This window comes from Enterococcus sp. DIV0806c, from assembly GCF_051710905.1.
Taxonomy (GTDB): domain Bacteria; phylum Bacillota; class Bacilli; order Lactobacillales; family Enterococcaceae; genus Enterococcus_B; species Enterococcus_B mundtii.
In genome coordinates, this window is record NZ_JBIOLO010000001.1 from 531,992 (window position 1) to 555,616 (window position 23,625).

Consider the following 23,625-nt stretch of genomic DNA (forward strand, 5'->3'; position numbering starts at 1 on the left):
TTGTTTGCTTTTTTGAAATAGTAAAAATTATTATCAGTATTCTAGACAAAAAAATACATGATCTTGAAAAAAATTTTTTCAAGGTCATGTACTTTTCTAAAGTCGATCTAAGCTTTTTCTCTAAATAGAAGTGAATTTCATTTGACCAATAATCTAAAATGTTGATTGTCCAATTATTGCATCTTGACTAAAGAATGGCTTCGATTGCTTCTTTCATTTTTAATGGTGAAGTTTTTGGCGCAAAACGTTCAATTACTTGACCGTCTTTATCAATAAGGAATTTTGTAAAATTCCATTTGATTGCAGATGTCAAAGTACCTGGTGCTTGTTCTTTTAAATAATCAAATAGAGGATCAGCATCCCCGCCATTGATCACCGTTAGTTGGTGCATGGGAAACGTAACACCATACGTTGTTCGGCAGGCTTCCGCAGCATCATTTGCAGAAGCTACTTCTTGCTTGAATTGATTCGATGGGAAACCCAATACTACTAACCCTTTTTCCTGATACGTCTGGTAAAGCTCTTCCAACTGTTCAAATTGTGGCGCCAAACCACATTTTGTTGCAGTATTAACGATGATCATAGGGTGGCCCTTGTATTTGTCCAATGAGTAAGTTGTCCCATTTTCTAATGTGACGTTAAAATCATAGATATCCATTCGTTTTTTCCTCCTATTTGTTGATGTATAATAAAGGGCTTGCTGATGTTGTCCCCTAAACTGAAATACATAATGAGCGAAAGTCAACGCCTTCGAACATCAGCCAAAATGGAAAATTAAGAGATATTATTTGAGTTTTCTCTTAATGTTCACGCCAAATTGTCTTTCTCATAACTTACCAAAACAAGCCATAAAAGACAAAGATTTGGCATGTTCTTTTGTCTTTTACGGCTTATGACTATGAGATGGAGGTCACTTTCCTCAATCTCTATTATGCTTAAATAAATGTATGGTCTGCTTATACTCCGACGTCTGACCATTCATCTCGTTTTGCTAAAAATTCACGCGCTAAAGCTTGTGCGCCTTCTAACGTATGGTTTGCAGCCCAGCCACATTGGATTTCGTTACTTGCTGGAACTTCTGTCGCTTGTAGCACATCTTCCATCGTTTTTTCTAAAACATCTAAAATATCATCATAATTCTCATGGTTGATGACAGTAAGATAGAAGCCTGTTTGGCATCCCATTGGTGACCAGTCTACAATATAATCTGCATGATTGCGGATGTTTTCGGCAGTTAAATGTTCTAAAGAATGCAAACCTGCCATATCCATGTGTTCTTTGTTTGGCTGTTTGAAACGGACATCATATTTGATGATCAAATCGCCATGTTCTCCTTTTTTACGATCAGCTACACGAACATAAGGGGCTTTTACTTTACGGTGGTCTAAATTAAAACTTTCGACATTCATTTTCATATTGAATTACTCCTAACTATCTGATGATTCTTTTTAGGAGGAATGAAAATCCTCTAAAAAGATTGGGTCGATTTATCTAAATTCTAACACTTATTGCAGGTCAGGTGTAGAAAACTGACTGATTTTTTTCAATTCTTTATAGATAAAATGGATCAGTGATTTTCCAATTGAGTAAAGGCTTGGTTCAAATCATCTAAAAGATCTTGGGCGTACTCGATTCCTACTGATAAACGAATCAATCCGTCTTTGATTCCAGCTTTTTCGCGTTTTTCTTTAGGTACAGAGGCATGAGTCATCACAGAAGGAATTTCCACTAAACTTTCGACACCACCCAAGCTTTCAGCGAGGATAAATAGTTGCAAAGCTTCTACAAAAGGAATTGCATCTGCGTCGTTTTTCAAGGTAAAGGAAACCATTCCGCTATAGCCGGACATCTGTTGTTTCGCAATTTCATGATTATTATGAGTTGTTAGACCAGGATAATAGACTGCTTCAACTTCAGGATGGTTCACTAATAATTCAGCTACAGCATAGGCATTTTTTTGATGTTCTTCCATGCGCACACTAAGAGTCTTGATCCCACGTTGCATCAACCAACTATCTTGTGGACCTAATACGCTACCGATGGCATTTTGATAGTAACCGATTTGATCCGCCAACTCTTGGTTGTTTGTCGTAACTAATCCAGCAACGACATCACTATGACCGCCTAGATATTTTGTACCACTGTGTAAAACAATATCAGCGCCTAATTCTAAAGGCTTTTGAAAGTATGGTGTAGCAAATGTGTTATCCACGATTGTTAACAAGTTATGATTTTTTGCAATGGCTGCCCCTGCTTTCAAATCGGTGATTTTAAGTAGAGGGTTACTTGGTGTTTCTAGATACAAAGCTTTTGTATTGTCTTGAATTGCTTCTTCAATCTGTGCAAGATTACTTGTGTCGACGATCGTATACTCTAAGCCATTTTTTGTAAGAACATTATCAAATAAACGGAAAGTCCCTCCATAGACATCATCGCCTAAGAGAATGTGATCCCCAGATTGGAATAAGGAAAAGACGGCATGGATTCCTGCGAGACCTGAGGCAAAGGCAAAGGCACGAACGCCACCTTCTAAGTCTGCAATCAATTCTTCTAAAGCAAAACGTGTTGGATTACCTGAACGTGAATATTCGTATTCTTTCGGTTGTCCAACTGCATTTTGGCGGTAAGTCGATGTTTGATAGATCGGTACGCTAACTGCACCTGTTGTCGGATCTTCACTAATACCACCATGGATCAATTTTGTTTGAATATGCATAATTATTTCCTCCAATTTCTTCATTGAGTTTATCGTTTCGTCTGTTGCTTACAGATAAATATTTTTTGATAAGTAACGATCGGACGTATCTGGAAATATGGTCAGGATAGACTGTCCGTTCGGTAAACGTTGCGCTTCTTTTAAAGCTGCGGCAAAAGCGGCTCCGCTCGAGCTGCCTACTAATAATCCGTGTTCTTTTGCTAGTTGGCGGGTATAAGCAAATCCTTCAGCATCAGAAATCGTTTCAAATTGATCAATTGTCAACTCACTAAGAAAAGGGGGGACAAATTCAACGCCGATGCCTTCAATTTCGTGCCCATGTGAAGGACCACCATTCAAAATCGATCCTTCTGGCTCAACACCAATCAAGCGAAGTTCAGGTAAACGTTCTTTTAGAAATTTTGCGGTTCCAGCAAACGTACCACCACTTCCAATACCGGCAACAAAACTATTGATTGACCCTTCCAATTCTTGAAACAATTCAGGCCCCAATGTTCGGTAATAAGTGGCTGGATTGTCTGGGTTTTCAAACTGCAAGGGAACATAACTATTTGGGATCTCAGAAGCTAATTGTTTACTTTTTTCGATCGCACCAACGATTCCTTCTTCTGTAGGAGTGTGTACGATTTTTGCGCCTAGGGCCTGCATGATTTTTTGTTTTTCTATACTAAATTTTTCTGGTACGACAAAAATTGTTTTTAAATTGAATTTCAAAGCTGCCAGACCTAAACCAATCCCTGTGTTACCAGCGGTTGGCTCAATGATCGTTGTTTCTTGATCGATTTTTCCGCTCTCAAAACCGGAAGTCAATAAATACAAACCTAAACGGTCTTTGATACTACCTCCTGGATTCAAGTATTCCAGTTTTGCATAGATCACGGAATCTTTTGGCATAGGAAAATCTTTCGCAGTAAATTTATAGACGGGTGTATGCCCGATTGCTTCAGTAATTGATGAAATGATCACGAATCCAAACCTCCAAAAAAGTAAAATAAAAAGGAGCTGACTATTTAATCAGCTCCTCGTAAGATCATAAATTGAAAAGACTAAGAAAGAAAACACTTTCACTACAGAAAGAGATCTTTCATTCAACTATGAAGGGCAATTAATAGACATGGCAAACAGTATGCTGTTTTTATACACCATACAACAACAACACTTCAATTGTTTTAAGTAATTGATTGCCATGTTTATCCCTCCAATAATGATTTAATTAAAAATAGCATGAAAAAATAAGAAAGTCAAAGACTATCATTTGAAAAGCAATAATTTCCTAGTTTTATAGACGTTTGTCTGATACAATAAGGGTGATTATGATTAAGAAAAAAAGGAGCAAAAAATAATGATCTCAGCAAGCGATTTAAAAGCCGGAATGACATTTGTCCAAGACGGAAAATTGATCAAAGTAATTGATGCAAGCCATCACAAACCTGGTAAAGGAAATACTGTGATGCGTATGAAGCTAAAAGATGTTCGTACTGGTGCTACTTATGATACGACACTAAGACCAGACGAAAAATTTGAAAAAGCACACATCGATACAAAACCAGTTCAATACTTATACACAATGGATGATACAGCATTCTTTATGGATCTAGAAACATACGAACAATATGAGATCCCTGTAGAAACTGTAGCTGAAGAAATGAAATTTATCTTAGAAAACATGGAAGTAAAAATCCAATTCTTCGGTAGCGAAGTGATTGGTGTCCAATTACCAACAACAGTTGTCTTACGTGTTGTTGAAACACAACCATCGATCAAAGGTGCGACAGTGACTGGCTCTGGTAAACCTGCAACAATGGAAACAGGTTTAGTAGTCAATGTTCCTGACTTCATTGAAACGGATGAATTATTAGAAATCAATACGGCAGAAGGTTCATACGTAAAACGTGCAAAATAATCGAGTGTAGTCAAAAAAAGCTTTTAAGCATCTTGCTTAAAAGTTTTTTTTATATTATTGTCTTTAGACCAAGTTGAGCTCGCAAAGCGAGTGAAACAGAAAACCACCTGCTATGCGGGTGGGGAATAAAAGGTTCTACCAAAAAGCCCTTCCTATCGTTAAAATATGATTGTTCAGGTCATATTGATAACGAAAGGAAGGGAAAAGAAATGGCTAATAAAGCAAATAGTTTAGCCCATACAAAGTGGCTGTGCAAATACCACATTGTATTCACACCAAAGTATAGAAGAAAAATCATCTATAATCAATATCGAGCAAGTATTCAAGAAATTATCAAACGACTATGTAAGTATAAGGGAGTAGAAATCTTGGAAGGACATATGATGCCAGATCACGTCCATCTATTATTGAGTATCCCACCAAAAATAAGCGTGTCAAGTTTTATGGGTTATCTTAAAGGAAAGAGTGCATTGATGATTTTTGATAAACATGCAAATTTAAAATATAAATTTGGCAATCGACATTTTTGGGCAGAAGGATATTATGTAAGCACAGTGGGATTGAATGAAGCGACCATAAGGAAATACATTCAAGAACAAGAGAAACATGATATAGCGCTAGATAAATTGAGCGTTCGAGAATACGAGGACCCTTTTAAGGGTTAGAGAGTAGAACAAAAACCTTTTTAAAGGTAGGCAAAAGTGACAAAGGCAATATGGCTTGAACATGAAATGAGAAAGCCAGCGTCTTTAGGCGCTGGCCGGTGTTAAGGGCTTATAGCCCTAGAGCAAACCACCCTTTTGAAGGGTGGTTATGATTGTTCAGTCAACTAGCAAACAATGTCTGTAACTTTAAATGGTGGACTTCTAACAGCCGCTGATACAGCTTTGTTTCAAAGTCTCTATAATGACAAAGATCAAGAACTGTATATTTAGAAGAATCAAGACCAGCAGGGATCAATAAGGGGGAACCCAAGATGAAAAAATCATATTCTTCAGTGATGGGAAGTGTGAGTCGCTCGATATCTACAAAGGGGATCTTCTTGCCTAAATTCATGATCTCTGCGGAAATCAGATGCTCAGAGACGTTGACAAACCCAACTTTCAATTTATAGTTTTCATCGATTTCTGAATAATACGGATAAAGTAAACTGGCTTGTAGAAAGGCTAATTCACTTACGCATGATTTCAGCCATGTGTAGTTTTTTCGTTGTGCGGCCTTTTTCCAAAATCCTTCGATTTTGATTGTCAAGATACGTAAAAGTGGATATTTATCTTGAATATAAGAAGAGATAAATAATGTGGTCAAAGGAATTTTTTGTTTGAACATGCTAAAATTTCCAATTGAAAGATAAAGATTCAAAAGCAAAGCGGGCTCTTTTTCAAAATGGAATGTACCAATAAATGTCTGACAATGTGCCTGAAATTCTTCTAAAATAGCTTTGATTTCATTGCTCGGTTGTTGATAGGAATGGTGAACGATCGGCACACGAATATCTTGATTAGAGGTAAGGAACGGCCAATAATAGAACAAATAAAACAACGAGTTTACTTCTAAGATATCTAAACGAAGATCCGCAATTTTGAAGAAGTCATAAAAAAAGTCAATGTTTGTTTTACTGGGAATAAAGGAGTCTCTCGATAATCGATAGATATCCGTAAAATGATCATTTTCGATCCTCAGCAAACAAATCAGACAATGGAGACTGGCTTGTTTTTTTCCTAAGTCAAACTTATTTTTGAGCTGTGGACCTTCGTGCTTATAAATCAATGCGCGAACTTCTTGGTTGTAAGGAATACTATCCAGACTTTCTCCTAATGAAACAAACCAAAAGAAATTGAAAAAAATAATACGAATCAGCGTTTCAGAACCAGATAGGGTAAGATTCGATAAATTCAAATTGATATTGTACTCCTTCAAATATTCAGCCAATTTTTTTGTTTGTCGAAAACATGTTGAGCGGCTGATAAAATGGCGGTTGCAAAAAGCTGCAAGATCTTCATCTTGTTCAGTCAGAAGACTGATCAGTAGTTTATAAGGAACACTTTCTGTTGATAGGTAATGTTGGTATTGGGTATATTGAACAAGTTGTTCAGGAATGGATAACTTGTTTTTAGTATGTAACAGTTTAATATCAGTAAATTGTTCTAAATCATCTTGTATAGCACATAGGATTTTTTTGAAACGAGTCGCACTGAAATAGAAATCTAAGTTTTCTCGTACATGATCTAAACTATATTCCCCCGGCCATAAGGTCATTACCTTTCCATACACACTTAATTTCATTCTTGCATGGTCATCTAATAAAATTTTTTCAATCAATTCTTCACCTTCTTTTTATATTTTTATTATTAATACCGTATTTATTTTTCCTTGTAAATACTTGTCTCAATTTTCTAAAAAAACTCTACCGGATTTAGAAATATTCTTTTAAAATTTGTCTCAAAATTATCGCTCAATGAGTATATTTTGTGAGAGAAAAGAATAATAAATCGGTTTTAAATAACGAAACGTTCAATGTATTCGTTTTACTATATCAATTTAAAGCTCCTTAAAATAACTATAATTTAATAGTTAGAGACAAAAGAGAAGAGAACTAGAAAGATTAGTGAATTTTTTCTTTTTTTTATATTATCTAATTGAATTTTAAAGTTTTTTTAAGGAGGTATCCATGAATGAAGAAGCGAAAATATGTGATCGTTTTCTGTCTATTTTCTCTATTTTTCGCCACCTATTTCTATTTCCAAAAAGGAAAGACTGTGGCAGCCAATGAAGAAGGAATGATAGAGGTATTAAACAATGAATACGGGAAAGTAAGTATTAGGAAAATAGATCGTCAGCTAACGGTCGTGTATCTATTAAATGAGCAAGCACAAGAAAACCGATTTTTATTCCAGTTACATCCAAAAGATGCACCTGAAACGAATCTGCTTTCCTCTTATGTTTCTCAGGAATATCAAGAATACACAGATGAACAACAACGAAAATGGCTAGCAGGTGATTTTTCTCAAGCCATTGAAGAAAAAGAATTGACCATTGAATTGCCGAGTACGAGCAAAGAATTTCAACTCAATATTCAGATAGAAGAAAAAACGGGTCAGTTACTTTTATCTGAACCAGCTTCCTTTTCATTTTCTATAGATAACGAGAATCAGGAAACTGCACAAACGAGTGAACCAATGTCTGAAACCACGACTTCTTCTGAAAACAGTGAGGTGTCGGATGATTCATCGGTAGCTAAAAACGAATATCGTCCGTTTGAACAACCACAATTATTCAATGAACAGTTGAAACCTAAAGGGTTAGCTACGATTGAACCAGAATATATCACAGATGAGCAAGGAACATACCCTAAGGCAATGTGGCAACCGGATAACAGTCAATATGTGCGTAATCATCAAGGCAATCGCCAAGGACAACAGCAATGGGACGGGCAAAAAGGTTGGGATGGCAATCCAACTAATCGCAACAATTCTTATATTGAATATGGTGGGGAAAAAGAGGACGCTGATTATGCCATCCGAAAATTTGCCAAAGAGACAGCGACTCCTGGATTGTTTGACTTGTATCTGAATGTTCGAGGAAATACCCAAAAAAATATCACTCCTTTAGATGTTGTCCTGGTTGTCGACTGGTCTGGCAGTATGAATGAGGAAAATCGGATTGTTGAGGTGAAAAAGGGGATCGATCGCTTTGTCGATACCTTATCAGAAAGTGGTGTAACGGAAAAAATCAATTTAGGTTATGTTGGTTTTTCTAGTGAAGGCTACGCCAATCGCAGGATTCCGATCGCGGGATTTGATTCTGTAAAGGAAGAAATCCAAGCAGCGACACCTGATTCAACAAGTGGTGGGACGTTCACTCAAAATGGATTACGTCAAGCAGGTGAAATGTTATCGGAACAAAATGATCATAAAAAAGTGATCGTTTTACTAACAGATGGTGTGCCAACAAGTTCCTATCAAGTAGCCAGTGTGGTGACTGAAGAAGATGGTAGTTATTATGGCGCGACTTTTACCAATCGTGTTGATCACCCTGACTATACTTCAAAAATTTCCCCACCTTATCTCGTACCAGTTAAAGATCAAGATTTACAGTGGCGCTGGATCAATTCGACATTTACAGCCACAATCGGTGAAGCAATGGCATTGAAACAACGAGGTATCGAGATCCATGGCTTGGGTATACAGTTGCAAGGAGATGAAACTGAAGGCATCACGAAAGAGGAAGTAGAACGTCGAATGCGTAAGATGGTTTCCACTGGCGAAGACGGTACGGCATATTATGAATCTGCCAATGAGTCTACAGATATTGCTGATTATCTAGCCAAAAAAGCTGTGCAGCTTTCCGGAACAGTCGTTGATGGAAAAATCACTGATCCAATCATTGATCCATTTGTTTATCAACCAGACAGCGCTTCTGTTACAAGTGTCGGGACGACCCCTCTATCGATTGACCCACTTCTCTCTATTGATGGGCAAACGATCAACGTCGATAAAATCTATTTAGAAAAAGGGCAGGAAATCCAACTACATTATCAAGTGAGACTCCAAACAGAAAGCGAAATGTTCGAGACTGATACTTGGTATCAAATGAATGGGCAAACAATCTTCCAACCAACGAGCAACCCAGATGTTCTTGCTAAATTCGGTGTGCCGTCAGCCAAAGCACCAGGTGTATCTCTTGATTTTTTCAAAGAATGGGAAGAATTTGATCAAGATACGACGACTCGACCAGAGAAAGTGATTTACGAAATCAAGCGAACAGGAATCACTGAAACATCTAGTTGGGAAAGTGGCTATGTCCAATTAAGTAAACCAGAAGATGAGAACACCAATGTCTGGGAGCGAACCAATATCACCAAACTTCTAGCGTCCAGTGAAGCGTCTCGTGAAACCCTCAGCTTGCCAAAATACAACAATCAAGGGCAAGAATTTCACTATGAAGCGGTGAATGAGTTGGATGTACCAGGATATCAATCAGAAAAAGTCAACGCAACGACTTGGAAAAATAAAAAACAATTTGTTCCTTTAGATTTAAAAATAACCAAGAAAACTTCGTCAGCTGACCATCTTTTAAAAGGAGCAGTGTTTCAACTAACGATTGAAGGTCAGGAGATTCAGCTGATCGACCATGAGGATGGTACCTATTCATTGCCAGAGGGCACACGCCTTGAAAAAGGAAAATCTTATACATTGACAGAAATCAGTGCACCTGCTGGACATGAAAAATCGGAAAAGCAGGCGTGGGAAATTGCTATTTCTGAAAATGGGGAAGTAACAGTGGACAAACAACAAGCTACAGTTACTGATCAAGTGATCCAATTGACGATTGAGAATCCATTTGCAGACCTTCCGATAGCTATAAGAAAATATACCGAAAAGGACAAACAAAAAATCAATCTGGCAGGAGCAACTTTTGCTTTACAAATAAAAGGAGAAACAGGAACCTATCATACACTGAAAGAGGAAGTTACCGCATCATCAGGATTGGCAGAATTCGTGATACAAAAAGCGGGTGAATATCGCTTAGTAGAAACAGCAGGACCGCTTGGCTACGATACGATTCCAGGAAACTATGAATTTAAAGTTGACCCTTACGGTACGATTCTCTATGACGGAGAAAATGTAGAGGAAGATACCATTTGGACATTGACGCATATGAATCAAATCAAACCTTTTGATTTAACAGTCCTAAAGCAAACGGATACAGGACAGGCGTTAAAAGGGGCAGTCTTCCGACTATCCGGTCCAGATGGACAGGTTGAATTACCAAACGACGATAAAGCAACTGATACATTTGTTTTTGAGAACCTAAAACCGGGTGAGTACACGTTGGAGGAAATCAAAACACCAGAAGGTTATCTGGGATTAGAGCAACCCGTGCAGATTGTTATCCAAACGGATGGAAAAGTAACTGTAGATGGTGAACTAACAGAAGTTCAGTTACAAAATGATCATACGAACAACCAAATCCATTTGGTCATCACCAATCAGGCATTGATCCCACTGCCTGAAACGGGAGGATCTGGCCGACTTGGCTTCCTATTATTAAGTATCCTTGCGATTGTTTCATTTGTCGTTTATTCAAGGGGGATGAAACGAGGAGGCATTTCAAGTTGACCAAGTATTATTGGTTCTTGCTGTTGTTGCCTTTTCTGTTAGTTGGTGGTGCCAAAACGTGTATTGCCCAAACACAAGAGATGGTCCAGTTGATTGTCCATACTACGCAGCCCTCATCAGATAAACAAACGGAATCTCATAAAGCGAGTTTTGCGGTTTACGATGTGACAAAATCATTTTATCAATTACGTAAAAAAGGATTTACTGTCGAAGAAACACAACAAATCATTGCGCGACAAGGTACTTCAGCAGGTTCTTTTCTAATGGAAAAACTGGTGAAGTCGAACAATGATGGAGAAGATGTAGCAATCTTTGATCTACGTGAGTCAACGAATCAAATAGGTAACGTTTATTTAGTGAACGAAACCACTCCCATAGCAGATGCGTTTGTAGGATCACAAAATGTAGTCGTGGTTTTGCCTCTTTATGATTCATATGATCACCCACAAAAGGCAATCCATCTCTATCCTAAAATGAACCAAGAGCCATCTGCGATCGTCTTTGAAAAAAAGCTTGTAGAGGAAAAAAACACTTATTCGATTGGTGAAAAGATCTACTATCAATTGGATATCCAGTTTCCAAATGGGATAGCCAGTGAAGAAACATGCGTAGTCACTGACAGTGCGACGAAAGAATTGGAGTTGCTAACTGAATCGCTCAAAGTCCACAGTGAAGAAAAACGCTTGGAAAATCTGACGTTTCATAGCCATAGTCAAGGATTCAGTATTGCGTTTAACGGTCAAGACTTGCAAGATCTGGCAGGTAAAACAGTGAGGATCAACTATCAGATGCGTTTACGACAAGATGCAATCGCTGATCAATCGATCATCAATCAAGCGTCATTAGATATCGGAACAGCATCATTGTCACGAAGTACACGTATTCGAACAGGAGGGAAGTGGTTTCAAAAAGTTACAACAGATAAGGAACAACAGGTGCTAGAAGATGCAATGTTTATGATCAAAAACCAACAGGAAGAATACCTGCATTTGAAAGATGGAAAATATTGCTGGAAAAAACGAGCAAGAGATGCAATAACGCTGACTTCTGATCGAAATGGCTTATTTTCCATCAATGGCTTAGCAGACGGAGAATATTTACTTGAAGAAATCAAAGCACCAAAAGGGTATAAAAGAAATCCTTATGCTGTCTCGTTTGTCGTAAAAAGTATGTCATATGCCATCAATGGACAACCTAGTGAACCTCTGAAAATCACTAATCAGAAACAAGAAACGAGTTTTCTTTTTCCAAAAACAACTGACGAAAAAATAAGTGTTGGTATGATTGGTGGCCTATCGATCATAGGTAGTTTCATTATTTATCAAAAGAACAGGAGTAAAGAAGAATGAAGAATAGAAAAAATTTCAAAAAAGTATTACTATGTCTTATTTCATCACTACTTACACTGGTGGCATTACTTCCTAATCCACAAGTGTTTGCTGAAGGAACGGATGCACAATTGGTGATCCACAAAAAGAAAATGTTAGATTTCCCACAACAAGAGATCCAAAATACAGGGAAAGAAATGACTGAATTCAACAACTATCAAGGGTTGGCAGATGTGACGTTCCATGTGTATGATGTCACCGAATCATTTGCTGAAGCAAGAAAAAATGGCGCGACGATTGAAGAAGCAAAAGCGATCGTCCAATCACAGACTTCTGGCACAGCTCTTCTTTCTGGTACCACAGACGCTCAGGGGGATCTTTCTTTAGCATTGCCAAAAAAACAAGCTGGAAAAGATGCAGTTTATGTGATTGAAGAAGAAGCAAAATCAGGAGTAACAGCTGCTGCAAATATGGTTGTGGCATTTCCAGTATATGAACTGATCAAACAATCCGACGGTTCATATCAATATGGGACAGAAGAACTAGACGTAGTTCATTTATATCCTAAAAATGTCGTGGAAAATGAAGGAACGCTGAAGGTCAAAAAAGTAGGTTCAGCAGAAGGCGAAGCACTAAACGGTGCGGAATTTGTCATTGTGAAAGAAGATGCAGGTGTTGCCAAATATTTGCATAGTGTGGCACAAGGAATGTATACATGGACAACTGATAAATCTAAAGCAAAACACTTTGTGACTGGCAAAAGCTATGAAATCGGTGAAGAGGCCGTTGCTGAAAATGAAGCAGAGAAAGGTCAAATGCTCATTACTGGATTAGAAGTTGGCGAATATGTGTTAGAAGAAGTAAAAGCACCTGAAAATGCAGCGATGATCACTGAGCAAACAAAGACACCATTCACAATTGTTACTGGCAACCAAACGCCAGTTGAACTTACAGTGAAAAATGATACGACGAAAGTAGAAAAAGAAACGCCGCAATTAGATGGGCAAGACGTAGCAATCGGAGAACCGATCAATTATGAGATCAGCGTCAATATTCCTCTTGGGATCGCGGATAAAGAAGGATCAAACAATAAATATACCACCTTCAAATTGATTGATACACATGATCCAGCTTTAACGTTCATGAACCAATCAACGGGAGAAACAGGTTATGCACTTTACGATGGTGAAACGATCATTGATTCAACAAATTACCACGTAACTGAACAAACAAACGGCTTCACAGTAGCGATTGAACCAACTTATATTCCTTCATTGACTCCAGGTGGTACGTTGCGTTTTGTTTATTACATGCATTTGAATCAGTTAGCAGAACCAACCCAAGGCTATAACAACGAAGCAAATGTTGATACTGGACATACGACAGATCAAACACCACCAACTGTGGAAGTACTGACAGGTGGGAAACGATTCATTAAAGTAGATGGAGCAGTAGCTGATATCAAGCCATTAGCAGACGCTTCGTTTGTGGTACGTGATCAAGATGAAGCAACAGCGAAATATTTGATCATCGATCCAGTAACAAAAGCAGTAACGTGGACGACTTCACAGGAAGAAGCAACGATTTTCACGACAACAAGTGATGGATTAGTGGATATCACAGGCTTGTCTTATGGCACGTATTATTTAGAAGAAACAAAAGCACCAAACAATTATGTGAAACTAACTGAACGAATGGCGTTCAAGGTCGATCAGCAATCTTATGCTGTTGCAGGTGAATTGGTTGCACCAGAGAAAGTACCAAACAAACACAAAGGGACATTACCAGCAACTGGTGGCAAAGGCATTTCATTGTACATTTTCTTAGGTGTGGTTTTACTGACAATCGTGGGTGCGTACTGGCTAAAACGACCAAAAGTTTAGTCTCAAATGAAGAACAAGTGACTCGCTGAGGAGAATAAAATGAAACAAAAAAAATGGCGTCTGTTAGATCTAATCATGTTCTCGGTATTTTTTATCGGTGTCCTCAGCTTGGCGTATCCTTTTGTCAGTGATACGTTGAATGATTATCTCGACCAGCAGATCATCAAAAATTATCAAAAAAAGGCAAAGTCTGAACATGCGACAGAACTTGCTGAATTACAAAAGCGGATGATCAAAAAAAATGAACAACTGGCATCAAACGTAGCGATGCCAGAAGCAGACCCATTTTCCAAGAAAAAAAAGAATGATCAAAAATCTCAGAAATCGTATATCGAATCACATACCGTTGGTGTTTTGACGATCCCCAAAATCAATGTCAGCTTACCGATTTTTGATCAAACAACGACGAAACTATTGGAAAAAGGCGCTTGTCTGCTCGAGGGCACCTCATACCCGATCGGAGGAAAATCGACACATGCGGTACTTTCCAGCCACCGAGGCTTGCCGCAAGCAAAATTGTTTACAGATTTACCTCAATTAAAAATAGAAGATCACTTTTATATTGAAATCAATGGACAGTATCTTGCGTATCAAGTCGATCAGATCAAAACCGTAGCACCGACAGAAACAGAAGCGCTGCAAATCCAAGAAAATCAAGATTTAGTCACACTGGTTACTTGTACTCCGTATATGGTCAACAGTCACCGTTTATTAGTACGCGGACACAGGGTTGCTGTTAAACCAGAAGAAATAAAAGAATCGTTAGAAAAAGTGAAACAGGCGAAGCGTACTGCATTTTTACTCGTAAATGGCTTGATCAGTGTGTTTTTGTTGCTATTTCTTATCATGATGATAAAATATTTTACAAAAGTTATTAAAAAATGATATAGTTTTGGAAACTAGATGTTAAAGTTTTTGTAAACAGAACATCCTTCATGTATAATGAAATTGAACAAACGAAATGGAGTGGATCAAGATGGAGATAGAATTTAGCCGAAAGTACCAAATCGTCAATGAAGTATTAAATGCGGTGACCCATGGGATTGCAGCTTTGTTAAGTCTGCTTTGCTTCAATTTGCTGATGGATCGCGCCCATACAACCTTAGATTATGTCGCTTTTGCGATTTATGGTAGTTCTCTTTTTCTGCTATTCTTTTCTTCTACGTTATTTCATAGTTTGATTTTTACGAAAGCAAAAAAAGTATTTCAGGTATTTGATCATTGTTCGATCTACCTTTTGATTGCTGGAACCTACACGCCATTTTGTCTGCTAGTCGTGCAAGGAACGACAGGACTAGTTTTGCTAAGTGTTATTTGGGCGACAGCAGTGATCGGTATCATATATAAATGTTTGACTTTAACAAAGACAAACAAGGTATCAAAAGTTTCAACGATCATTTACAATGTGATGGGGTGGGCAATCATCGTTGTGCTACCTAAGCTCTATCAGAATATCGATTTGACTGGCTTGCTACTGCTAGTTGGCGGAGGAATCGCTTATTCTGTGGGATCACTATTTTATAGCATGAAAAGCAGACGATTCACCCATGTGATTTGGCATCTATTTGTCATGTTAGGTGCAGCGTTGATGTTTTTAGCAATCTATGTAAGTAATTAATTTAAGGAAATTTCACTTTAAAAAGCTGACCAAGAAATTGGTCAGTTTTTTTGTCTATTTCTAAGATAATTATGTGAAAATAAATAGTGGTTTTTTATTTTTTGTTTTCTGTATGCAATAAAATTGAAAAATTAAACATTTTTGCTGAAAATAGCGATTTAAACTAGACAATTCAAACAATTTTGTTTAATATTATTCAAATAAAATTCAAATTATAATCTAAGGATATTTCAATTTGATGAGAAAATAATTTTTTGAAAAGAGGGAAAAGAGAATGACAGAATTAACGATCGGCGAAATTCCAGTGAGTCAACTAGCAAATGAATATCAAACACCCCTATATGTGTATGATGAAAAAAAGATGGAAGAAACGATAAAGTCGTTTAAGCTGAACTTTGATTCTGATTATTTTCAAACAAAGATCTTGTATGCGTCTAAAGCCTTTCAAACAGTAGAATTACTCCGTTTGATCGCTGAACAAGGGTTAGGTCTAGATGTCGTAAGTGGTGGAGAAATTTATACCGCGTTACAAGCTGGATTTCCTGTAGAAGATATTTATTTCCATGGCAACAATAAAACGGTCGATGAATTAAGATACGCGATTGAAAACGATATACACCATTTCGTTGCAGATAATGGGATGGAAGTCGAAGTCTTGGAAGAATTAAGCCGAGAATATCAGAAAAAGCTACAGATCATGTTGCGATTGAATGTAGGGATCGAAGCGCATACCCATGAATACATCGTCACCGCACATATCGATTCAAAATTCGGTATGCTTTACGATAGCGATGTTTGCCAACAAGCGATTACACGTATCCAACAAAGTGAGTTTCTTAGATTGGAAGGCTTTCATGCCCACATCGGCTCACAAATCTTTGATATGACGGCTTGGTTGGCTGAGATCGACCAGTTGGTTACCTACCTTGAAGATTTTCAACAACCGCTTTCTTTAAATCTAGGAGGAGGCTTTGGTATTCGTTATACCGAAGCGGACACACCTTTACCGATTGCAGAATCAGTCAAACATCTGGTTACACATACAGAGCAGGTACTAGCTGACAGAAACTTAACGATCGATCGCTTATTGATTGAACCTGGGAGAAGTATCGTTGGTGAAGCCGGAACAACACTTTATACAGTCGGCTATATCAAAGAAACACCTCACAAGAAATATTATTTTGTGGATGGTGGGATGACAGATAATATTCGACCGGCACTTTATCAAGCAGAATACACCTGTGATTTAGCAAATAAACTAGACATTGAAAAAACAGAAAAAGTGACGGTTGCGGGGAAAATGTGTGAATCAGGAGACGTGGTGATCCAAGAAACACAGTTGCCTCCTGCAGAGCCAGGTGATCTTCTGGCAGTGTATGCCACAGGAGCCTACGGATATTCGATGAGTAGCAATTACAATCGTGCACTTCGACCAGCAGTTGTTTTTGTCAAAGATGGCGTGTCGAGAGAAGTCGTGCGTCGGCAAACTTATGCGGATCTATTGAGAGGAGAAGTCTATGCAGATTTATAAATATAACGGTTGTGGCAATGATTTTATTCTCTTAGATTACGATGAAACGATCGACTATAGTCGTTTGGCTCAAAGCTTGTGCGCACCAACTGCTTATGATACGGATGGATTGATTGCTGTTAAAACCGATCCATTGGAAATGATCTACTACAATAAAGATGGCAGTCGTGCACCGATGTGTGGCAATGGTATCCGTTGTTTTGCCAATTATGTCAGCGATCAACAATTACATGAAGAGCCACAATTTGCAGTCAAAACGCTTGCTGGGATGATCCATGTGACGATCCATTCACGAGAACCTTTTTATTGCACGGTCGACATGGGTTCGCCAGACTACCGACCAGAGAAAGTAGGCGTAGCGCAAGCAACACCGATCATCAAACAAGCGCTGACGATTGATGAGCAAAAGGTAGAGCTGACTAGTTTATTCATGGGGACGATCCATACAGTTGTTTTTGTTGAAGATGCGTTGGCTGAATTAACCAAGGAGACAGGAGAAAAACTCTGCCATCATCCCTTATTCAAAGAGAAAACAAACGTCAATTTTGTCCAATATGTCAATGAAGAAGAATTGATCGTCCGCACGTATGAACGTGGGGTCGGTTGGACATTAGCTTGTGGCACAGGCTGTTGTGCAGCGTATGTCGTCGCAAAAGATCAAGGATATCTCTCCGGCTTACAAGCTACGATCCATTTAGAGCAAGGTGATTTACTGATTTCTGGTGATGAAACGATTACGATGGCAGGACCAGCCAGTTATGAATGGCACAAAAATTTGGAGGTAGAAGGATGATCAAAGGATCGATTGTTGCATTAGTGACTCCGATGACGGAAACAGGTGCAGTGGATTATTTAGGATTGGAGCAGCTGATTGCTTTTCATCTGAAAGAACAAACAGACGGATTACTTGTCCTAGGAACAACTGGGGAATCACCAACACTATCTGAGGAGGAAGAGGAAGAGATCGTACGATTCACCGTTGAAAAAGCCAATGGGCGTATCCCAGTGATAGCTGGCGCAGGATCGAATGCGACGGCGAAAACGATCAAGAAAGTCCAGCGTTTTGCAGAACTAGGGGCAGACCAATTATTAGTGATCACGCCTTACTATAATAAAACGAGCGATGCAGGCTTACTGGCTCATTTTAAAGCGATCGCAGACGCGTCCTCTCTACCAATCATCTTATATAACGTACCGTCACGAACAGGCATGACGATTTCATTACCTGTATTAACGGAACTAGCGAAGCATCCACGAATCATCGGCATCAAAGAGGCTTCTGGTGATATGTCCTACACAATGGAAGTCGCACAACTGATTGATGAATCATTTGCGCTTTACAGTGGCAATGATGATTTGATTTTACCCATCTTGAGTATTGGTGGCATCGGTGTGATCAGTGTTTGGGCGAATATCCAACCAAAAGTAGTCCATGGATTAGTCCATGATTACTTGGATGGAAATAGCCATTCAGCAAAAGAAAAACAATTGACTCATTTAGCGTTGATCAATGCCTTGTTCAGTGAAACCAATCCAATTCCAGTGAAAGCAGCAATGAATCATTTAGGTTTACCTGCTGGACCATTAAGACTACCACTGATTGAATTAGGCGAGGAGAAAAAGCAACAACTGATTGCACTGTTAGCAGAAAACGGAGGGGCAAGCATATGAATATCGGGATTATCGGAAGTGGAAAAATGGGCAAGCGAATTGCAGAAGTTACCGAAGAATATCAACATCAACCATTGATGTTGACCGAATCCCTGCAATTAACGGAGGAATTATCGTTTGCTCATACACCCGCGGTCATGATCGATTTTTCTCATCCAGCTGGTTTGGATAAAATCTTGCGGTACAGCCAAGCTCACCAAGTCCCACTGGTGATTGGCACAACTGGCTATACCGAAGAGCAATTTGCTGAAATCGCCCAAGCAGCTCAAACGATCCCTGTACTCTACAGTGCTAATTTTTCATTAGGGATCATGGTGATGAATCGCTTGATCAAACAAGCAGCTCAAGACTTAGCCAGCTGGCAGATCGAATTGATCGAAAAACACCACAGCCAAAAAAAAGACGCACCTTCTGGCACAGCCAAGCGTTTAGTAGAAACACTACAATCCGTTCGAGAGCTGACGCCTGTCTATCAATGGGCAGACGAACCTCGAGAAGACCAACAAATCGGTGTCCATAGCCTACGTGCAGGCTCTTTTCCAGGAGAACATGAAGTCCTTTTTGCGACCAAAGATGAAGTTCTTTCAGTGAAGCACGAAGCCTTTTCAAATCGAATTTTTGCAGAAGGGGCAGTTCAAGCAAGCATCTGGTTGGCCGAACAGTCAGCCGGTTTTTATCAATTAGAAGATCTATTTGGACCTAGAGGAGGAGCCTAAATTGAACGCACAAGAAATCATTCGTTTTATTCAAACAGCAGAAAAAAAGACCCCAGTCAAAGTTTACTTAAATGTTTCTGAACCCATTGGGTTCCCAAACGCAAAAGTATTTGGCGAAGCGCACAGTCCAATTGTTTTTGGGGATTACAAAGACATTGCGCCGGTATTAGAAAAAGAAGCGGAGAAAATCTTAGCGATTGAACTAGAACAGACAGCTAGAAACAGTGCCGTTCCTTTACTGGATATCAAAGACATCAACGCTCGGATCGAACCAGGCGCTGTCATTCGTGACCAAGTAACCATCGGAGATCAAGCAGTGATCATGATGGGTGCTGTGATCAATATCGGTGCTGAAATCGGGGATCATAGCATGATTGATATGGGAGCAATCCTAGGCGGACGTGCGACTGTCGGCAAGAATTGTCATATCGGCGCCGGCGCTGTGCTAGCAGGGGTCATCGAGCCAGCTTCCGCTCAACCAGTAGTGATCGAAGATGGTGTATTAGTTGGTGCGAACGCGGTGATCGTCGAAGGCGTTCGTGTTGGAAAGAATGCAGTCGTCGCAGCAGGTGCAGTCGTTTTAGAAGACGTTGCACCTGAGACGGTCGTTGGTGGTACGCCGGCACGTGTATTAAAAATAAAAGATGACCAAACCAAAGAAAATACCGCATTGATTGCAGCACTAAGAGAATTGTAGACAAAGAAAGGATGAAAAACATGCGCGAAATAGATACCTGTATTGTCGGAGCGACGGGATTAGTCGGTCAAACTATGTTAAGAGTATTAGAGGAGTACGATTTTCCAGTAGGAAAACTCAAGCTTTTAGCATCCAAACGCTCTGCGGGGAGTCTGTCTGTGTTTAAGGGAAAAGAGTATGTTGTCGAAGAACTGACTGAGACTTCTTTTTCTGGGTATGATTTGGCGCTTTTTTCAGCTGGAGCATCCGTTTCTCAAACATTTGGTCCGATTGCACGTCAAGCCGGCTTAGTAGTCATCGATAATTCTTCGGCGTGGCGAGAAGATCCTACGATCCCGTTGATCGTCCCTGAAGTAAATCTAGAGGATCATACGTTAGACCCATTGATCGCCAATCCAAATTGTTCGACGATCCAATCCGTCTTACCACTGAAAGCACTACAGAATACGTTTGGTGTGACACGTGTCAATTACACGACGTATCAAGCTGTTTCAGGTTCAGGGCAACAAGGAATCGCTGATCTACAGGCGACTAAAATTGGTGAACCAGCCACTTTTTATCCTCATGACATCAGTCAAACGGTCATTCCAGAAATCGATCGCCCAATGGAAAATGGGTATACCAAAGAAGAACAAAAAATGATCAATGAAACAAAAAAAATCTTGCATCAACCAGATTTGCCTGTATCTGCGACTTGTGTGCGTGTTCCCATCGAAAATGGCCATGGTGTCTCGATTGCTGTTGAGTTAGAAAAGGAATTTTCATTGGAACAAATCCGTGCTTGTTTCAGTCAGTTTCCAGGGATTTTGGTTGTCGATAACTTAGCAGAACACCAATATCCCACAAGTACATTAGCAAGAGGCACAGATCAAGTATATGTTGGGCGTATTCGCCGTGACTTATCGGTTGAAAATGGCTTGCTCTTTTATACCGTAGCTGACAATATCCGCAAAGGCGCTGCGGCTAACGCGGTGCAAATTGCTTTGGCGCTTCTTCAAGAGGAGGTCCTTTCATGAAAGTCGCAAAATTTGGTGGAAGCTCGATGTCTCATGAAGAACAGTTCCGGAAAGTCCGTGAGATCGTGCTAGCTGATCCTAGTCGAGAAGTCGTTGTCGTTTCCGCTTTAGGAAAAAGAACCGATGAAGACGATAAAGTGACCGATTTACTCTATTTGATCCATGCGTATCTTCAACATAAGGTTGATTGGACGCCACTATGGGAACGGATCACACAACGTTTTATTCAAGTAAGGGATCTTCTATCACTCGACTTTCCGATTGAAAAAGAATTAACCACGATCGAAACACAACTAAAACAGGAAAAAGTGACGATCGATTATTTAGTCAGTCGTGGGGAGTATCTGACTGCGCAATTGATGGCGGAATATTTAGGGTATACCTTTGCAGACGCAAGTGAGCTGATCTACTTTGATTATGAAGGAGGCATCGACTTTCCGCGTACAGAGCAAGCAGTACGCGAGATGTACCAGAAACACCAAAAGTTGATCGTCCCAGGATTTTATGGTGCCAATCCAGCAGGAAAAGAAAAATTACTTGGTCGTGGGGGCAGTGATATTACCGGCTCCGTTTTAGCAAGTGCCTTACAGGCAGATCTTTATGAAAATTGGACGGATGTTTCAGGTATCATGATGGCAGACCCAAGAATCATTGACTCACCGAAAGTCATTGAAGAGATCTCTTTCCGTGAATTACGAGAAATGGCTTATATGGGTGCTAATGTGTTACACGAATCTGCGGTTTTTCCTGTACAAGAAGCTGATATCCCGATCCAAATCAAAAATACGAATCGACCGAATGATCATGGAACAAAAATCTCAAATCATGAAGTCGAAAAAGAAAATGGGTTGACGGGGATTGCAGGAAGAAAAGACTTTCTTTCAATCACCTTGTTCAAACGACATATGTCAGACGAGATCGGTTTTATTTGGAAAGCCATGAGTATTTTTGCAAAACATGGCATCTCGATTGAGCATATCCCCTCTGGCATCGATAATATCGGTGTCGTCGTTTCGGCGGAATTGATCATGGATAAATTGTTTTTGATCACGAAAGAATTACGTGAGGAATTAGGCGTAGAGGAAATCGAGATCATCGAAGACTTGGCTTTGATTTCTGTGGTAGGCGGCCCACATAAGGAACCAATTGGACTTTCTGGAAAAGTATTATCGATTTTGAATGAGTTAGAAATCAGGACCTCGATTTTATCGCAAGGTGCGCAAGAGTTGAATTTGATCATCGGCGTACCCAATGCACAATATGAAACCGTGGTAAAAGGAATCTATGAAGGGATGGTGAGGCGACATGTTAGCAACACACCGAATGGCGTTACATCAAATTCCTGAACTTGGCTTTCATGAATTTAAAACGAAAGAATACCTTTACGAACAAATCAAAAACTGTGGTGGCGTGATCCATGAAATCGATGAGACAGGCTTGTTGGTTTATTTTGATCAGCAACAAGACACAACGATTGCTTTTCGGACAGATATCGACGCGTTGCCCATCACTGAAGCCACAGGGTTACCTTTTGCGTCTACACACCCAGGATTCATGCACGCCTGCGGACATGATGGTCATATGGCGATGCTCTTAGGATTGACCGATTATATTGCCACGCACCGTCAAGAGATGCAGCACAATATCGTCTTGATTTTTCAACCCTCAGAAGAAATCGCTGGTGGGGCAGAAAGTGTGATCCGTTCTGGGTGGTTGGAACATTACAAGGTACAGGCAATCTTTGGTTTTCATTTATGGCCAGGCTTACCAGAAGGGAAAGTATTTTCACGACCAGGTGCGTTGATGGCCCAAAGTAGTGAAACAGATATCATCGTCCAAGGCAGATCTGCGCATATCGCTTCAAGTAGTCAAGGCATCGATAGTTTAGAAGCAGCTGTGCGTTTTATGAAACAAGTCTATGACTTTGATAAATCTCTGCCAGAAAACCTTGAACATCTCTTGAAATTTGGTCAGATCACAGGCGGGACGATCCGCAATGTCTTAGCCAATGAAGTCGTGATCTCAGGCAGCATTCGTTCATACAGTCGTAAGACCCAAACGGACTTAAAGATGCAACTAGCACGACTAGCAGAAGAATTCCAACAAACTTCCCCAGCGAAAATCTCATTTCGTTATAACGATGGGTATCCTGCTGTACGTAACGATGAACAGTTGTATGCAGCACTTGCCCACTCAGAGTTGTTACATGAGTTGGCTGAACCTGTCTTACAAGCAGAAGATTTTGGCGTTTATACGGAACACTATCCTTGTGTCTTTTTCTTCTTAGGTGTAGGGGATACACCAGCCCTGCATGATGCAACCTTTGATTTCGACATGGCAGTTTTAGAAAAAGGATTGGAATGGTACCAAACAATCCTTTACACCAAGGAACTTTTCTGAAAAAATAAGGATAGTAACCAAAAG

The 23,625-nt window shown here is 39.6% G+C and carries 20 protein-coding genes; 15 read left to right on the forward strand and 5 right to left on the reverse strand.

The features are described from left to right. Positions 1-187: 187 nt before the first annotated feature. The 4 genes from IGK77_RS02500 to IGK77_RS02515 all read right to left on the reverse strand — a co-directional run bounded on the left by IGK77_RS02500 (position 188) and on the right by IGK77_RS02515 (position 3,682). Positions 188-658: a glutathione peroxidase gene (locus IGK77_RS02500; protein ID WP_074802092.1), complete on the reverse strand. Its 471-nt coding sequence runs from the start codon at positions 656-658 to the stop codon at positions 188-190. 298 nt (positions 659-956) lie between these two features. Continuing rightward, positions 957-1,415 carry an S-ribosylhomocysteine lyase gene (locus IGK77_RS02505; protein ID WP_010736339.1) on the reverse strand — a complete coding sequence of 153 codons (459 nt, stop codon included), beginning with the start codon at positions 1,413-1,415 and terminating at the stop codon, positions 957-959. 152 nt (positions 1,416-1,567) lie between these two features. Beyond that, complete coding sequence (locus tag IGK77_RS02510) at positions 1,568-2,716, reverse strand: cystathionine gamma-synthase (RefSeq protein ID WP_074802093.1); 1,149 nt, start codon at positions 2,714-2,716, stop codon at positions 1,568-1,570. Between the two features lie 48 nt (positions 2,717-2,764). Then, the gene (locus IGK77_RS02515) at positions 2,765-3,682 is read right to left on the reverse strand and encodes a PLP-dependent cysteine synthase family protein (RefSeq protein WP_074802095.1); all 918 of its coding nucleotides are present in this window, start codon (positions 3,680-3,682) and stop codon (positions 2,765-2,767) included. Between the two features lie 376 nt (positions 3,683-4,058). On the opposite strand from IGK77_RS02515, the gene efp reads away from it, so the two are divergent. Continuing rightward, positions 4,059-4,619, forward strand: coding sequence for an elongation factor P (gene efp, locus IGK77_RS02520; RefSeq protein ID WP_074802096.1), 561 nt, complete (start codon positions 4,059-4,061; stop codon positions 4,617-4,619). Positions 4,620-4,828: 209 nt separating this feature from the next. Further along, complete coding sequence (gene tnpA, locus IGK77_RS02525; protein ID WP_100917284.1) at positions 4,829-5,284, forward strand: IS200/IS605 family transposase; 456 nt, start codon at positions 4,829-4,831, stop codon at positions 5,282-5,284. 160 nt (positions 5,285-5,444) lie between these two features. Here the strand turns inward: tnpA and IGK77_RS02530 are convergent, their stop codons facing one another. Next, entirely contained in the window at positions 5,445-6,941 is a 1,497-nt protein-coding gene (locus IGK77_RS02530) for a helix-turn-helix domain-containing protein (RefSeq protein ID WP_074801753.1), read from the reverse strand. 353 nt (positions 6,942-7,294) lie between these two features. Between IGK77_RS02530 and IGK77_RS02535 the strand changes: the two genes are divergently transcribed. The 13 genes from IGK77_RS02535 (at position 7,295) to IGK77_RS02595 (ending at position 23,601) form a co-directional block, all read left to right on the forward strand. After that, a complete protein-coding gene (locus tag IGK77_RS02535) occupies positions 7,295-10,741 on the forward strand; it encodes a vWA domain-containing protein (protein ID WP_074801750.1) in 3,447 nt (1,148 codons plus the stop codon). Further along, positions 10,738-12,090: an isopeptide-forming domain-containing fimbrial protein gene (locus tag IGK77_RS02540; RefSeq protein ID WP_074801748.1), complete on the forward strand. Its 1,353-nt coding sequence runs from the start codon at positions 10,738-10,740 to the stop codon at positions 12,088-12,090. The genes IGK77_RS02535 and IGK77_RS02540 overlap by 4 nt, the downstream gene beginning before the upstream one ends. Beyond that, on the forward strand, positions 12,087-13,952 hold the full coding sequence (locus IGK77_RS02545; RefSeq protein WP_074801746.1) for a SpaH/EbpB family LPXTG-anchored major pilin: 1,866 nt from the start codon (positions 12,087-12,089) through the stop codon (positions 13,950-13,952). The genes IGK77_RS02540 and IGK77_RS02545 overlap by 4 nt, the downstream gene beginning before the upstream one ends. A 39-nt stretch (positions 13,953-13,991) precedes the next feature. Then, a complete protein-coding gene (locus IGK77_RS02550) occupies positions 13,992-14,837 on the forward strand; it encodes a class C sortase (protein WP_169058798.1) in 846 nt (281 codons plus the stop codon). Between the two features lie 91 nt (positions 14,838-14,928). Then, the gene (gene trhA / locus IGK77_RS02555) at positions 14,929-15,570 is read left to right on the forward strand and encodes a PAQR family membrane homeostasis protein TrhA (RefSeq protein WP_010736330.1); all 642 of its coding nucleotides are present in this window, start codon (positions 14,929-14,931) and stop codon (positions 15,568-15,570) included. A gap of 274 nt (positions 15,571-15,844) precedes the next feature. Beyond that, positions 15,845-17,101: a diaminopimelate decarboxylase gene (lysA, locus tag IGK77_RS02560; RefSeq protein ID WP_074801743.1), complete on the forward strand. Its 1,257-nt coding sequence runs from the start codon at positions 15,845-15,847 to the stop codon at positions 17,099-17,101. Continuing rightward, positions 17,088-17,894: a diaminopimelate epimerase gene (gene dapF / locus IGK77_RS02565; RefSeq protein WP_074801740.1), complete on the forward strand. Its 807-nt coding sequence runs from the start codon at positions 17,088-17,090 to the stop codon at positions 17,892-17,894. Before lysA ends, dapF begins: the two co-directional genes overlap by 14 nt. Next, positions 17,891-18,772, forward strand: a complete 882-nt coding sequence (gene dapA, locus IGK77_RS02570; RefSeq protein WP_074801737.1) for a 4-hydroxy-tetrahydrodipicolinate synthase — start codon at positions 17,891-17,893, stop codon at positions 18,770-18,772. Before dapF ends, dapA begins: the two co-directional genes overlap by 4 nt. Beyond that, entirely contained in the window at positions 18,769-19,488 is a 720-nt protein-coding gene (dapB, locus tag IGK77_RS02575) for a 4-hydroxy-tetrahydrodipicolinate reductase (protein ID WP_074801734.1), read from the forward strand. The genes dapA and dapB overlap by 4 nt, the downstream gene beginning before the upstream one ends. A gap of 1 nt (position 19,489) precedes the next feature. Continuing rightward, entirely contained in the window at positions 19,490-20,185 is a 696-nt protein-coding gene (dapD, locus tag IGK77_RS02580) for a 2,3,4,5-tetrahydropyridine-2,6-dicarboxylate N-acetyltransferase (protein WP_074801730.1), read from the forward strand. A 20-nt stretch (positions 20,186-20,205) separates the two neighbouring features. Next, entirely contained in the window at positions 20,206-21,201 is a 996-nt protein-coding gene (locus tag IGK77_RS02585; protein ID WP_074801726.1) for an aspartate-semialdehyde dehydrogenase, read from the forward strand. After that, entirely contained in the window at positions 21,198-22,547 is a 1,350-nt protein-coding gene (locus IGK77_RS02590; RefSeq protein ID WP_438712909.1) for an aspartate kinase, read from the forward strand. The genes IGK77_RS02585 and IGK77_RS02590 overlap by 4 nt, the downstream gene beginning before the upstream one ends. Then, positions 22,507-23,601, forward strand: coding sequence for an amidohydrolase (locus IGK77_RS02595; RefSeq protein WP_074801721.1), 1,095 nt, complete (start codon positions 22,507-22,509; stop codon positions 23,599-23,601). Before IGK77_RS02590 ends, IGK77_RS02595 begins: the two co-directional genes overlap by 41 nt. Positions 23,602-23,625 lie beyond the last annotated feature (24 nt).

Bases quoted from the DNA above. Each gene is read 5' to 3' on its own strand.
- dapF (WP_074801740.1), top strand. From the start codon at position 17,088: ATGCAGATTTATAAATATAACGGTTGTGGCAATGATTTTATTCTCTTA.
- IGK77_RS02595 (WP_074801721.1), top strand. From the start codon at position 22,507: ATGTTAGCAACACACCGAATGGCGTTACATCAAATTCCTGAACTTGGC.
- IGK77_RS02500 (WP_074802092.1), bottom strand. From the start codon at position 658: ATGGATATCTATGATTTTAACGTCACATTAGAAAATGGGACAACTTAC.
- lysA (WP_074801743.1), top strand. From the start codon at position 15,845: ATGACAGAATTAACGATCGGCGAAATTCCAGTGAGTCAACTAGCAAAT.
- dapA (WP_074801737.1), top strand. From the start codon at position 17,891: ATGATCAAAGGATCGATTGTTGCATTAGTGACTCCGATGACGGAAACA.
- IGK77_RS02535 (WP_074801750.1), top strand. From the start codon at position 7,295: ATGAAGAAGCGAAAATATGTGATCGTTTTCTGTCTATTTTCTCTATTT.
- dapB (WP_074801734.1), top strand. From the start codon at position 18,769: ATGAATATCGGGATTATCGGAAGTGGAAAAATGGGCAAGCGAATTGCA.
- efp (WP_074802096.1), top strand. From the start codon at position 4,059: ATGATCTCAGCAAGCGATTTAAAAGCCGGAATGACATTTGTCCAAGAC.
- IGK77_RS02545 (WP_074801746.1), top strand. From the start codon at position 12,087: ATGAAGAATAGAAAAAATTTCAAAAAAGTATTACTATGTCTTATTTCA.
- tnpA (WP_100917284.1), top strand. From the start codon at position 4,829: ATGGCTAATAAAGCAAATAGTTTAGCCCATACAAAGTGGCTGTGCAAA.
- IGK77_RS02590 (WP_438712909.1), top strand. From the start codon at position 21,198: ATGAAAGTCGCAAAATTTGGTGGAAGCTCGATGTCTCATGAAGAACAG.
- IGK77_RS02505 (WP_010736339.1), bottom strand. From the start codon at position 1,415: ATGAAAATGAATGTCGAAAGTTTTAATTTAGACCACCGTAAAGTAAAA.
- IGK77_RS02585 (WP_074801726.1), top strand. From the start codon at position 20,206: ATGCGCGAAATAGATACCTGTATTGTCGGAGCGACGGGATTAGTCGGT.
- trhA (WP_010736330.1), top strand. From the start codon at position 14,929: ATGGAGATAGAATTTAGCCGAAAGTACCAAATCGTCAATGAAGTATTA.
- IGK77_RS02510 (WP_074802093.1), bottom strand. From the start codon at position 2,716: ATGCATATTCAAACAAAATTGATCCATGGTGGTATTAGTGAAGATCCG.
- IGK77_RS02550 (WP_169058798.1), top strand. From the start codon at position 13,992: ATGAAACAAAAAAAATGGCGTCTGTTAGATCTAATCATGTTCTCGGTA.